The 12381-nt window shown below is 65.6% G+C and carries 13 protein-coding genes; 2 read left to right on the top strand and 11 right to left on the bottom strand.

Annotated elements, in window-relative coordinates; genetic code table 11:
• Positions 1–12 precede the first annotated feature (12 nt).
• The 10 genes from pufL to FKM97_RS22400 all read right to left on the bottom strand — a co-directional run bounded on the left by pufL (position 13) and on the right by FKM97_RS22400 (position 9046).
• Entirely contained in the window at positions 13–837 is an 825-nt protein-coding gene (pufL, locus tag FKM97_RS22445) for a photosynthetic reaction center subunit L (protein WP_144294689.1), read from the bottom strand.
• 178 nt (positions 838–1015) lie between these two features.
• Entirely contained in the window at positions 1016–1204 is a 189-nt protein-coding gene (pufA, locus tag FKM97_RS22440) for a light-harvesting antenna LH1, alpha subunit (RefSeq protein WP_144294688.1), read from the bottom strand.
• Between the two features lie 11 nt (positions 1205–1215).
• Positions 1216–1434: a light-harvesting antenna LH1, beta subunit gene (gene pufB, locus FKM97_RS22435; protein WP_144294687.1), complete on the bottom strand. Its 219-nt coding sequence runs from the start codon at positions 1432–1434 to the stop codon at positions 1216–1218.
• Between the two features lie 121 nt (positions 1435–1555).
• The gene (locus tag FKM97_RS22430) at positions 1556–1792 is read right to left on the bottom strand and encodes a hypothetical protein (protein WP_144294686.1); all 237 of its coding nucleotides are present in this window, start codon (positions 1790–1792) and stop codon (positions 1556–1558) included.
• Between the two features lie 44 nt (positions 1793–1836).
• Positions 1837–3288: a chlorophyllide a reductase subunit Z gene (bchZ, locus tag FKM97_RS22425; RefSeq protein WP_144294685.1), complete on the bottom strand. Its 1452-nt coding sequence runs from the start codon at positions 3286–3288 to the stop codon at positions 1837–1839.
• Positions 3288–4916, bottom strand: coding sequence for a chlorophyllide a reductase subunit Y (gene bchY / locus FKM97_RS22420; protein WP_144294684.1), 1629 nt, complete (start codon positions 4914–4916; stop codon positions 3288–3290). Before bchY ends, bchZ begins: the two co-directional genes overlap by 1 nt.
• Before the next feature lie 13 nt (positions 4917–4929).
• The gene (locus FKM97_RS22415; RefSeq protein ID WP_205015279.1) at positions 4930–5943 is read right to left on the bottom strand and encodes a chlorophyllide a reductase iron protein subunit X; all 1014 of its coding nucleotides are present in this window, start codon (positions 5941–5943) and stop codon (positions 4930–4932) included.
• Entirely contained in the window at positions 5940–6878 is a 939-nt protein-coding gene (gene bchC / locus FKM97_RS22410) for a chlorophyll synthesis pathway protein BchC (RefSeq protein WP_144294683.1), read from the bottom strand. Before bchC ends, FKM97_RS22415 begins: the two co-directional genes overlap by 4 nt.
• Positions 6879–6998: 120 nt before the next feature.
• The gene (locus FKM97_RS22405) at positions 6999–8120 is read right to left on the bottom strand and encodes a methyltransferase (RefSeq protein WP_144294682.1); all 1122 of its coding nucleotides are present in this window, start codon (positions 8118–8120) and stop codon (positions 6999–7001) included.
• Positions 8121–8167: 47 nt separating this feature from the next.
• Entirely contained in the window at positions 8168–9046 is an 879-nt protein-coding gene (locus FKM97_RS22400) for a polyprenyl synthetase family protein (RefSeq protein ID WP_144294681.1), read from the bottom strand.
• Positions 9047–9111: 65 nt separating this feature from the next.
• Here FKM97_RS22400 and crtD point away from each other — a divergent pair, with 65 nt between their 5' ends.
• Complete coding sequence (crtD, locus tag FKM97_RS22395; RefSeq protein ID WP_144294680.1) at positions 9112–10689, top strand: 1-hydroxycarotenoid 3,4-desaturase CrtD; 1578 nt, start codon at positions 9112–9114, stop codon at positions 10687–10689.
• Complete coding sequence (locus FKM97_RS22390; RefSeq protein WP_246105232.1) at positions 10644–11561, top strand: carotenoid 1,2-hydratase; 918 nt, start codon at positions 10644–10646, stop codon at positions 11559–11561. Before crtD ends, FKM97_RS22390 begins: the two co-directional genes overlap by 46 nt.
• A gap of 24 nt (positions 11562–11585) precedes the next feature.
• On the opposite strand, the gene FKM97_RS22385 is transcribed toward FKM97_RS22390, so the two are convergent.
• Positions 11586–12245 (bottom strand): hypothetical protein, encoded by a 660-nt coding sequence (locus FKM97_RS22385; RefSeq protein ID WP_144294679.1) that lies wholly within the window; start codon positions 12243–12245, stop codon positions 11586–11588.
• Positions 12246–12381 lie beyond the last annotated feature (136 nt).

Below are 12381 nucleotides of genomic sequence, written 5' to 3'. Positions count from 1 at the left end.
TCCTCCCCTCGCTCAGCTCCAGACCGGAATGCGCTGCCACCAGTCCCACCATTCCGGCCATCCCTGCACCCAGAGGGGGCCAGAGATGACGATGCAGACGGCACTCCAGAAGGACGCCGATACGGCGAGGAACAGGCCGAGGCGGTGAATGCCGAGCGTGCCGATCGAATAGCCGATCGTGTCGCGGAAATAGGTGTTCTCGTGTTCCGCCGTCTTGACCGCGAGTCCCTTGGGCGGATTGGTCGCCGACAGGATCAGGCCGCCATGCAGCGCCAGCGCCAGGCAGGTCGTGAAGAAGAACGTGACCGCCACCATATGGGCCGGGTTGTAGTGGAAATTGCCGTATTGGTAGCCCGTGTTCGACACCCAATCGAGATGGGTGATGATGCCATAGGGAAAGCCGTTGGCCCATGAGCCCAGCAGCACCGGGCGCACGACCACGAGTGTGACATACGCCAGAATCGCGAAGCCGTAGGCATAGGGGATATGCATGCCCATGCCCAGCTTGCGGGCGATCTCGGCCTGCCGGAGCGCCCATGAGATGAACGCGCCAATCGCGCAGATGGTGATCACCTGCCAGAGCCCGCCCTCCTTGAGCGGCGCAAATCCCAGGCCGTATTCCTCGGCGGGTGGGTTGATGCTGATCTGCCAGATGTTCCAGGTCGGTCCCAGCGCCGCCCCATAGACGATGAGGGCCACTCCGAGAGCGGTGAAAAAGATGGTCGTGATCCCGAAGAAGCCGACATAGAAGGGACCGACCCAGAAGTCGAATAGATCTCCACCCATTAGGGTGCCGCCTCTGACGCGGTATTTGCGTTCGAAACTGAGCATCGCCAAGGCTTGACCTCCCCTAGCAGGGTTGCAAGGGAGCGCAATGCGCTCCTGGGTATCACAGAGCGCAACTGCGCTCCTGGGTATTACGGAGCGCAGCGGCGCTCCTGGGTGTAGGGTTGCGGGCGGCAGGCCATGCAGTCCGCAACCTGTCTTCTCGACCGTGTCCGGGCTGAGGCCGCGGTCAGCCGAACTGTGTCGGTTGTTCGATGACGAGAGAGGCCGCGGGCGTGGGCGCCCTGGGTCCTTCCAGCCAATTGAACCGATTGGTGCTGAGCAGGATGAAGTGAATCACCAATGCCAGCACGAACAGGAACGTGAACAGCGCGATCAGCGTCCTGCGTGGATCGAAGAGAAGCCACATTCTCCACATCTCGTTCTCTCCTATGTCAGCATGGACATGAGAGCGCTGACGGTGGCGACGCCATCATCCAGCGATGCATAGCCATTGGGCCCGGGCAACCAGGGGCGCCACATCCAGGCAAGGATGTGAGCGACCGCGGCGATCACCACGAACACAATGAAGCTAGTCATGAAAACGGAGTGAAATTCCCTGGCTTCCGCTTCCGAGAGGCCCGAGAGGGACCCTTCATTCACAGCCATTTCTATCTCCTTCCTTCGGCCTTTCGGCCATTGTCCGCATCAGACGATGCGGGTCGATGCTGCGGGGTCTTGCAGTGCCGCAGCCTTTTCCGCGCAGTTGCCCGCTCGGAAACTCAGCCGTTCACCAGAACACGAACGGAATGCAGCTCGCTGCGGCCGTCTTGGCCTCCTTGAAGATCGACGGCCGGGCAGCCCAAGGCTGCAGGGCCGCCGGTCCCCGCCGTCGGAACAGACGGCCGCCGATCGAGGCGACGAGGCAGAACGGATAGAGGAGGCAGAAGATGTACATCGCTTCCCGTCGCTCGCCGCGATGCCGGGCATCGGTATAGTGATGCTTCTGGCTGTCTGTGCTTGCCATCAGGGCCTCCTCGTAGAAATCCCCATCCCTCGCATGCGGTCGCCCTAAGCCGGGTGCAGTTCCGCCTTGAGGGCCCGCTTCATCAGTGTCACCGTGACCCGCTCCTCGCCGGCCGCCCGGGCGATCTCCTCCGCCCGGTCCCGCAACCGCTTCGCCGCCGAGATCCTCACCAGGACCGGCTGCGCCCCTACCGTCGCGTCCAGCAGCGCCTGCGCCGCCGCATCCCATTCCAGTTCCCGATGCAGGCGCGTCGGCGTCGGCTCGACCTTGTCCAGCTCCGAGCCGAGCGGCAGGATCCTGAACAGCGCATCGAACAGCGCGTTGCAGACCTCCTGGACGATGTATGTGGCGCCCGCATAGCCCATGAACGGCGTGCCCGTGTGGCGCCGGATGATCGCCCCGGGAAACGAGGCCGGGATGTAGGAGGAGCGCCCTCCGGCCTCGGCCGAATACATCCGCTCGTTGAAGGAGCCGAACAGGATCAGCGGCTGTTTCTCGTGGATGGCCGTCCGGATCTCGTCATTGGTCGTCTTCTCGCCGGCGCGTCGCGCATAGGAGAAGGCGCAAGGGAACCCCATATCCGTCTCGAGGAAGTGGCGGATGCCCCGCGCATAGGTCTCCGACGCCACGACGCCGAAGCTGGCGGTGGCATAGAAGTCCTGGGTCACCGAGCGCCACAGGTCCCACAGGGGCTTGATGGTGGTCATCTTCTCGGCCGCGATGAACGGCTCCGGATCGAGCCCTGTCAGCGTGCCCAGGCTCCTCAGGAAGGCTGTCGTCGAATGCAACCCGATCGGCGCCTGCAGATAGGGCTTGTCCAGCACCTCGCAGAGCTTGCGGCCGAACTCGCGATACAGGCAGATATTGACATCCGCATCCGCCAGCTTCGGCACGTCGGCAAGATCGGTGCCGAGCGGGAACACCAAATTGACCTCGCATCCGATCCCTTCCACCAGGCGGCGGATCTCATGCAGGTCCGACGGCATGTTGAAGGTGCCGTAGATGGGACCGATCAGATTGACCCGCGGTTTGGCGCCCTCGGCCTTCGCCGCGGCAGCCTTGGCCTTCTTGCCCTTGGGGCCGAACTCCTTCCACAGCCAGGCCAGGGCCCGGTCTGCGCTCTGCCACTGGTCCTCGTCGATCGTGCGCGGCAGGAAGCGCATGATCCTCGTGCCCTCCGGCGTGACGCCGCCGCCGATCATCTCAGCGATTGATCCCGTCACCACGACGCTCGGAACGGTCGGATCGAGCGTTCCATGAGCGCGCTTCATCGCCTGCTCGGTCCCGGTCTGCCCGAGTTCCTCCTCTCCGAGCCCCGTGACCACGATCGGCAGTTCATGGGGTGGCAGCGCGTCCGTATAATGGAGCACCGATGTGATCGGCAGGTTCTCGCAGCCGACCGGGCCGTCGATGATGACCTGCAGGCCCTTGAGCGCCGAGAAGACATAGACGGCGCCCCAATAGCCGCCGGCACGATCATGATCGAGCACGAGCATCAGAAGTCCTCCATCGTCACGGAGGCCTTGGCGGCCAGCAAGGTCTTGGCGGCCTTGGCGGTCTTCTTCGGCAGGCGGCGGGGATCGTGCCAGATGCCCGCGGTATGGTCCTTGCCGACACCCTCGAAGAAGGCCGACATCGTATCGAAGCGCGCTTTGTTGCCGGCAGCGGCATTGATGACGGCCGCCAGCGAGCCGGGTCCCGCCGGGCCCATCAGGGGCCGCGCCGAGATCAGGTTCGTGAAGTAGAGCCCCGGGATCGACTTCTGCTTGGCATGCTGCACCACCGGCGTCGTGCCGATGGCGAGGTCCGGCTCGAAACTGTCCACGGCGGCGATGTCGGTCTCCAGTGCGGCCCTGAACTCCACATGGACGCCATGCGCGCCGAGCCATTCGGCATCGGCCTCGTTCCACTTCGTCTTGGGGCAGGCGGTGCCCACATAGCGCAGATCGGCACCGGATTCCTTCAACAGGCGCCCCACGATCAGCTCCGAGCCCTCATAGCCCGACAATGTGATCCGCGCCGGGATGCCGGCAGCCTCGAGGGCGGCCTTCGTCGCCGCCAGGATCGGGGCCTTCGCCGCGTCGACCTTGCGCACCGCGATCCCGCAGGCATCGCCGATCGCATCGAGCCAGGCCGCCGTCCCCTCGACCCCGACCGGTGCGGAGCCGACGACGGAGCGTCCGGCCGAATTGAACTCGCGAATGCTTGCCGTATAGAACGGATGGATCGCGGCCACCGCTGCGCAATCGAGGGCGGCATAGAGCTCGCGCCATTCCCGCGTCGGCACCACCGGCCCCGCCGCCAGTCCCAGCGGCTCCAGCATCCGCCCGATGGTCACCGGATCCACGGGAAACATCTCGCCCAGAAGCGTGATCGTCGGCCGACCCGACCGGCCGCCCTTCGGCGCCTGGACCGGCCCGGCCAGGGCCTCCAGCCGCGCATAATTCAACATCGCCCCGGCCAGCACGTCCTTGGCTTCCGCGTGCGTCGGCACGCCGAAGCCCGGAACATCGATGCCGACGATGCGGACGCCGTTGATCTCCTTCGGCAGGGCTCTCAGCGGCACGCCGGACGCCGTCGGCACGCAGAGATTGGTCACGATGACCGTGTCGTAGAGCGCGGGATCGGCGAGTTTGTAGACCGCCTCGCGGATATCCTCGTAGAGCTTGCCGGTGACCAGCGTCTCCGAGTTGAACGGCACATAGCCCACCGTCCGCTTGGCCCCGTAGAAATGCGAGGTGAATGTCAGCCCATAGACGCAGCAGGCCGACCCCGACAGGATCGTCGCGGTGCGGCGCATCCTCAGGCCGACGCGCAGCGATCCGAAGGCCGGGCACATGGATTGCGGCTGGTCGTGCGGCCCCTGCGGATAATCGGTCCGCAGCTTTTGCAGGAGCTCGCCATTGCCCGCGGCCTCCGCGGCGCGGCTGAGTTCGGCCTTGCCGCCGTGACACCCCGAACCTCCGGTGCCGGAGGTCGAACCGGCAACGACAGGACTCTCGTCCCCCTCTGTCGGCCTGTCCGGCCTGTCCGGATTGTCGAGGACGGCCTTTGCGGCCGAATCATAGATGACCTCTCCCGGCTCGCTGCGCGGCAATTCCGTAATGTCGAGCCCGTCAGTCATCACAGCCTACCCATCAAACCGCGTCGTAGACCACTTCCAGGGACGGCTTCGAGACCACCACCCCGCCACGCATATCCGCCTGGCTCGCCGGTTCGAGCACCACGTTCCCCCCGGTCTGGTCGCAGGCGAACAGCGCCAGCAGCTGGTCCTGGGTCAGCGGCGTCGGCCGTTGCGGCGTGGAGGCGGTGACATTCCGCGACAATTCCTCGAACAGCGGCCCCCAAGGGCCTTCGGGATAGCCGATGATCTGGTAGTTCGCGCTTTTCTTGCGGATGTCGTCATCGGCCGGAATGGCCGCGAGGATGGGGATGCCCACGGCCTCGGCAAAGGCTGCCGCCTCGCCCGTGCCATCATCCTTGTTGATGACCATGCCGGCCACCCCGACATTGCCGCCGAGCTTGCGGAAATAATCGACGGCCGAGCACACATTGTTGGCGACATACAGCGATTGCAGGTCGTTGGACCCGACGACGATCACCTTCTGGCACATGTCCCGGGCGATCGGCAGCCCGAAGCCGCCGCAGACCACGTCGCCGAGGAAGTCTAGCAGCACATAGTCGAAGCCCCAGTCGTGAAACCCCAGCTTCTCCAGCAGTTCGAATCCATGGATGATGCCTCGCCCGCCGCAGCCCCGACCCACTTCGGGCCCCCCGAGCTCCATGGCGAACACGCCGCCCTTCTTGAAGCACACATCGCCGATCTCGACATCCTCGCCCGCGGCCTTCTTCCGCGCCGAGGTTTCGATGATCGTCGGGCACGCCCGGCCGCTGAACAGAAGCGAGGTCGTGTCGCTCTTGGGATCGCAGCCGATGAGCAGGACCCGTTTCCCCTGTTGCGCCATCATGTGCGACAGGTTGGCGAGCGTGAAGCTCTTGCCGATGCCGCCTTTGCCGTAGATGGCGATGATCTGGGTGTCCTTCTTCGCCTCGCCCACATGCACGGGGTCCGGCTCGATCGCCGCTTCGGCGCGGACATTGTCGAGCAATGTTACGAGACCGCCCTTCGGCGTCTTCATCGGCGCATTCATGCAGCGGTTCTCCAGTCGAGCACCATTTTCAGACAGGCCGGATCGGTGAATGCCGTCACATAGGCATCCTCGAACTGGCCGGGTCTGCGGGTGTGGGTGATGAGCCCGTCGAGCCTGAGCCGGCCCTCGGTGATCAGCCGTGTCACGGCGTCCATGTCCTGGGGTCGCCATTCGGCAGCGATCCGGATGCGGGCTTCGCGCATGAAGGCCGCCGGAAAGGCGAAGGACACGCGCTGGTCGTAGAAGCCGGCCAGGGTGATCTCGCCGCCATGGGCAAGCCGCATGACCAGGCTGTCAATGATCTCCGAATCACCGCTGACGTCGCAGATCGAGCGGTAATCGCGCCGCGGATCGGCCTCGGGCGGGAGCACGGCATAGTCGGTCGCACCGGCCTGGCGGATGGGGTTCGTTTCCCACACGGTCGGAGTGCCGCCGAGTGCCGCGACGATGCGCGCGATGAGGCGGCCGAGGACGCCATGTCCGATGATCAGCTCCGGCAGCACCCTGGCGTCTTGGGCCACCGCATGATGCGCGGTCGCTGCAAGCGCGAGGAGGATCCCCGTCTCGCCGAGATCTTCGGCGACCGGCGTCGCCTTCTTCCCCGCGATCACGAGTCGTGAGGCGGCGCCGCCGAACAGCCCGCGGGCCTCGCGATAGCAATTGGCGCCGGGGACGAACACGCGCTCGCCCACGGCCCGCCCCGAGCTGTGCCCCGCCTCGACCACCCGGCCGATGGATTCATAGCCGGGCACCAGGGGATAGCCCATTCCCGGAAACGGCGGCATGCGCCCCGACCAGAGCAGTTTTTCGGTGCCCGTGGAGATCCCGCTCCATTCGACGTCGACCACGACGTCGTCTGCGGTCGGCTCCGTCAAGCTGAGTGGACACAAGGCCAGCTTGAGGGGTTCTTGAAGAACGATGGCCTGCGACTTCATGCGTCCCTCCCCTCGACTGCTTGGCGAAATCCTTGTCCGTTCCCTCGAAGATGAAACCGACTCTCCATGATGTCAATTAATTTATACATAAGTGAACGTAAAACAAATTATACATATTCCTCAGCCGTCCATGGGTCTGGCCGAGAGCAGCCGGGCGATCAGGGGCGTGTTGGTGCCGATCGACCGCATGCCGTCGAAACCGGCCTGGTCCAGCAGCCCCCCGATGTCCTCTGCGGTCCTCGGCCGTCCCTGACCCATGGCCAGCAGGTAGAATCCGAAATAGGCATCCCCGCTGGCCTGTGCGCCGGGCGTGCCGGCCATGGGTTCTGCGATGAGCAGCGTTCCCTGGGGCGCGATTGCCTTGCGGACGGCCCTCAGGATGGCGAGCGCGGCATCGTCGTCGTGATCGTGCAGCACGCGGTTCAGGAGCACCAGGTCGGCGCCCTCGGGAAGATCATCCGTGAAGAAGTCGCCGCCCACGGCCTTTGCCCGCGCCGCCAGTCCGGCGGCCTGAAGGCGAATCTGGGCGGTGGCCGCAACCGGCGGCAGGTCGAACAGGACGAGCTTCAGCTGGGGCGCCATGCGCGCGGCGGCGATCAGGAAGGTCCCGTCACCGCCGCCCACATCCATCAGCCGCCGATGCCGTCCGATCGGATAGGCATTCAGGATCTCCTCCTTCACCATCGCCTGGGACGCGGCCATCAATGCTGTGTAATCCGCATGCCGCCGCGGCGTCGCCCCGTTGCCGGACCGATCATCCGCATAGGCCCAATAGTGCCTCAGCCCCGATTTCACCTCCCCCTGCAGCAGCGGGAGCGGATCGGCCAGATCGCCGTAGAGAATGTCGTGATGGCGGATCAGCGCGCAGACGCCGGGATTCCCGACCAGGGCCGCACCCAGTGACCCGAGCCCGTAGAGCCCTCCGCGCCGGGCCTCGACGAGGTCGAGCGCGGCGGCCGCCTTGAGCAACCTCTCGGCACCCTCCCGGGGAAGCCGGGTGAGCACGGCGATGAGATCGAGATCCCGTGGCCCCCGCGCCAGGATGTCGAACAACCCCACCTGCACGCAGCTGCTCAAGATCTGCGAATAGACGAAGCCCGCGGTGAGGTCGAACAGTGCTTTCGCCTGCCGTCGCGCGATGGGTCGGGTCAGGGGAAACCGCGCAGCCCACCGCCGAAAATCGGGATCGGAGACTTTGCGGTTCCGAAAATCCCGCAGCTTTTCGAGCCAGGCCGACAGCATCTGCGCCTCACGCGATCAACGAGCCCCCGCTCCCGGTCGAATCCCGCTCAGGCCGCGTGCTGGGCCGCTTCCTTGGGCAGGAACCGGCTCGCATGGCCCCGGATCTGAGCCTTCAGGGCGACGGCGCCCGGACAATCCGGCACCGATTCGGCCGCATCCTCCACCAGCGCGATCAGCTTCTGGGTGGCGCCCCGGATCCCGAATTCATGCACGGCGTTCGGTCGCCCCAGGGCATTGTCTTGGCCGACGGGCTTTCCGATGTCCTGGGCGCTGCACATCACGTCGCGGATGTCGTCCGCCACCTGATAGGCCTCTCCCAGCCGGTAGCCGAGCGTGCTCCAGGCCTCGGCGGGATGGCCGGCTGCGGCGGCGCCCGCCATCGAGGCCCCCGCGAACAGCGAGCCGGTCTTGGCGCGCTGATACATCTCGATCTCCGGGGCCGCCTCGCTTTCCCAGCCCTGTCCCGCCACGATGCCGTTGGGCATGCCGATCGCCCGGGCGATGATGAGCGCCAGGCTCGCCGAGCGCACCGGGTCGATCATTGCCGTGAGCGCCGCCGTCTCGAAGGCGAGCACGATGAGCCCGTCCCCGGCCAGCAATGCCAGCGGTTCGCCGAAGGCCGCATGCACGGACGGCTTGCCGCGTCTTATCCCGGCATTGTCGAAGCAGGGCATGTCGTCATGCACCAGCGAGGCGCAATGCAGGAGTTCGATCGCCGTCGCCGCAGCGCTCGCGATGACCGGCTGGTCGTCACCGCAGGCCATCGCCACGGAGAGCGTGAGCCGCGGCCGGATCCTCTGGCCCGACGGGAACACCGAATGGAACAGCGCTTGCGCCAGCAGCGGCGGCGCCGACGGCCCCGTTGCCCGCAGCAGGGATTTGCTTAGCCCGTCCTCGATCCTGTGTGAGAGATCCTCGCCAGCCATGGTCATCCTCCATGTGTCATTCTGCCTGGACGAGCTTGCATGTAAATGTTAATTGACACAAGAGTATGTTGAACAAAATTGACAGACGCTCTTTTCGCCCCCTCCCGTCCCAGGCTCGAATCATCGTCATCGGAGCCGGGATCGGCGGTCTCGTGGCAGCCCTCCTGCTCGCGACCCGCGGCTTCGCGGTCACTCTTGTGGAGAAGTCGAAGCACCCCGGCGGCAAGCTCCGCGAGGTCGAGATCGGCGGCCACGCCATAGATTCGGGCCCGACCGTTTTCACCATGCGCCCGGTGTTCGAGGCGATCTTCCAAGTGGCCGGCGCTCGGCTTGATGATTACATCACCCTGCGGAGGGCCGAGATCCTGGCGCGCCATTCCTGGGAGGACGGCAGCCGCTTCGATCTCCATGCCGACCGCGAGGCGACCGCGCAGGCCGTGGAGGCACTGGCCGGCGCCAGAGAAGCCCAAGGCTACCGCGACTTCTGCCACCGGACTGCGGAGGTCTTTGCAGCCCTCGATGGTCCCTTCATGGAGAATGCCGCCCCGACCCCTCTGAGCCTTGCCCGCTCCGCCGGACTTGCGGGCCTTCCGGCCCTGACCAGGATCCAGCCCTTCACCTCGCTCTGGAACGTCGTCGGCCGGTATTTCGCCGACCCCCGCTTGCAGCAGCTTTTTGGGCGGTATGCCACCTATTGCGGCTCGTCCCCCTTTTCGGCACCGGGTCCCTTGATGCTCATCGCCCATGTCGAGCAGATGGGCGTCTGGCTGGTCGAGGGCGGCATGATCCGCCTTGCCGAAGCCCTCGAGACACTGGCCGCGGCCAGCGGCGTCGGCATCCATTATGGCGAGGACGTCGCCGAGGTGATCATCCGCAATGGCCGCGCCGCTGGCGTGAGGTTGGCATCCGGGGAGACCCTTTATGCCGATGCGGTGATCTTCAACGGCGATCCGTCGGCCCTGGCCTCTGGCCTCCTGGGAAACGCGGTGCACGGTGCCGTGACCGGCTGGACACCGCGGCAGCGGTCTCTTTCGGCGCTCACCTGGTCGATCAGCGGCACGGCCACGGGCTTTCCCCTCTCGCGTCACACGGTCTTTTTCTCCCGCGACTACCGTCGGGAGTTCGACGAGATTGCGGCCGGCAGCCTCCCGTCCGAGCCCACCATCTACGTCTGCGCCCAGGATCGCGGCGCCGATGACAGCCCGCTGGGCGACGGGCCGGAGCGCCTGTTCCTCTTGGTCAACGCACCGGCCCACGCCGATTTCAAACCTTTGAGTGAGATGGAGATGGCCTCATGCGAGACACGGGTGATGGAACGGCTGCTGCGGGCCGGACTGACGATTTCAGCGCCCCCCGAGCGGATGGTTCGGACCGGGCCGGCGGACTTCGCGACGCTGTTCCCGGGGACGGGGGGAGCCCTCTACGGCCGGGCGTCCCACGGTTGGGCAGCCTCGTTTCAGCGGCCCGGGGCGCGGTCGCGGATCGCGGGCCTGTATCTGGCGGGCGGGGCGGTGCATCCGGGCCCGGGCATTCCGATGGCGGCTCTGTCCGGGCGTCACTCGGCCTCGGCCGTAATGCAGGATTTGGCTTCGACCGCATCATTCCATCCGGTGGCTACATCTGGTGGTATGTCGATGCCATAAGCGAGGATGGCCGCAACGCCCTCACGGTCATCGCCTTCATCGGCAGCGTCTTCTCGCCCTATTATGCCATGGCGAGGCGCGGCGGTGACGCCGATCCGCACAACCACGTGACCGTCAATGCCATCCTCTACACCCCTCGCGGCAAATACTGGGCCATGACCGAGCGCGGCCGTGCCAGCCTGGAGCGTTCCCGGAGCCATGTCGCGATCGGCCCCAGCCAATATTCCTGGACCGGCGACCGCCTCGTCATCGACATCGACGAGAAGACCATGCCGATCCCCCGGAGGATCAACGGCCGGATCACGGTCGATCCTGGGCCGGTCTTCAGCCGCACTTGGAACCTCGATGCCGCTGGCCGCCACGAATGGCGTCCGATCGCCCCATGCGCCAAGGTCGACGTGCAGTTCGAAAGGCCCAGCCTCAACTGGAAGGGCCACGCCTATGTCGACACCAATGCCGGCACGGAATCGCTCGAGGCGGGCTTCAGGAGCTGGACCTGGTCGCGCCAGGATCGCCGCGGCACGACGCGCATCCATTATGACGTCATCCAGAGAAACGGCGTCCCACGCGGTCTGGCCTTGGATTATAACGCTGACGGCACGGTCGTGCCCTTCGAGCCGGCCCCCATACAGGATCTGCCGCTCACCGGCTGGAGGGTCTCGCGCCACACCCGGGCTCACCCCTCGAACCCCGCCAGGGTCCTGAAGGGGCTGGAGGACACCCCCTTTTACAGCCGCTCCGTTCTGGGCTTCGACGGCGAGGGCAAGGAGTTCAAATCGGTCCATGAGAGCGTCGACCTCGACCGCTTCCGATCCCCGATCGTCCAGATGATGCTGCCCTTCAAGATGCCGCGCTGGACCCGCCGGCGCTAGTGCGGCGAGCCGCCCGCACCGGGGTCACTCGCCGTCGCTCGTCATGGCTTGGATATGGGTGAACTGCCGATCTGCGCCATAGAGGCAGCGCAGGCCCTTGATGCCTTCCGCTCCCTTGTCGACCGTCCCGTCGATCCTGAAGCCGCCATCCTCGCCTTCGGTGACCGGGCCGGCCACCGAGACGTTGCGAGGGTTCACCCCGTAGAGCGGTGCCGCTGAGGCCTTGCAGATGTCGATCATCGACTGGTCGGAGACACCGGCACTGGCACCGCCCGGAGCCCCCGTGATCTCGATCGAGAGCTCAAAGCGGCAGACCTCGTTTCGGCGCGCCGCATTGCGCATCAGATAGACCTGCGCCGTGTAGGTGCCGGCCTCTGTCGGATTGATGCCGAATTCGTTCCCGGACGTTGATCCGATGAACGCCGCTTCATCCGTCCCGATCTCTTTGCCCGGTGCATAGACGTTGAAGTAGCAGGAGCGGTTGGACGGAGCGAACAGGATCTGCATGACTTGCCCTGCGGCGGTCGCGATGCTGTAGGTCACGCCGTCATAGCCGCGGATGGAACTGCGAACCGTGTCCGCCGTCTTTCCTGGCGCGAATTTAATGACCTCGGTACGATCTGCGGCCAAGGCTGACCCGCCGGCCAGACTCGTTGCCAGCGCGATTGCGATCAAAAACCTCAAATTTCCCTCCCGCTCTATCGGCCTCCCGGGTCGTTGATCTCGGTCAAATCGAGCTCTCGACCCGTGGAAGCACCACGTCCATCATATCTGGACTGCCCGCGCTACCCCGGCATCAACCCTGATGCCGGTCGTGAAT

This window comes from Rhodoligotrophos appendicifer (assembly GCF_007474605.1).
Lineage (GTDB): Bacteria > Pseudomonadota > Alphaproteobacteria > Rhizobiales > Im1 > Rhodoligotrophos > Rhodoligotrophos appendicifer.
This window is presented reverse-complemented; position numbering and strand designations above follow the sequence as displayed.

Coding starts and splice junctions, on each gene's coding strand:
- pufA (WP_144294688.1), bottom strand. CDS start 1,204: ATGTGGAGAATGTGGCTTCTCTTCGATCCACGCAGGACGCTGATCGCG.
- pufB (WP_144294687.1), bottom strand. CDS start 1,434: ATGGCTGTGAATGAAGGGTCCCTCTCGGGCCTCTCGGAAGCGGAAGCC.
- FKM97_RS22430 (WP_144294686.1), bottom strand. CDS start 1,792: ATGGCAAGCACAGACAGCCAGAAGCATCACTATACCGATGCCCGGCAT.
- bchZ (WP_144294685.1), bottom strand. CDS start 3,288: ATGCTCGTGCTCGATCATGATCGTGCCGGCGGCTATTGGGGCGCCGTC.
- bchY (WP_144294684.1), bottom strand. CDS start 4,916: ATGACTGACGGGCTCGACATTACGGAATTGCCGCGCAGCGAGCCGGGA.
- FKM97_RS22415 (WP_205015279.1), bottom strand. CDS start 5,943: ATGAATGCGCCGATGAAGACGCCGAAGGGCGGTCTCGTAACATTGCTC.
- bchC (WP_144294683.1), bottom strand. CDS start 6,878: ATGAAGTCGCAGGCCATCGTTCTTCAAGAACCCCTCAAGCTGGCCTTG.
- FKM97_RS22405 (WP_144294682.1), bottom strand. CDS start 8,120: ATGCTGTCGGCCTGGCTCGAAAAGCTGCGGGATTTTCGGAACCGCAAA.
- FKM97_RS22400 (WP_144294681.1), bottom strand. CDS start 9,046: ATGGCTGGCGAGGATCTCTCACACAGGATCGAGGACGGGCTAAGCAAA.
- crtD (WP_144294680.1), top strand. CDS start 9,112: ATGTTGAACAAAATTGACAGACGCTCTTTTCGCCCCCTCCCGTCCCAG.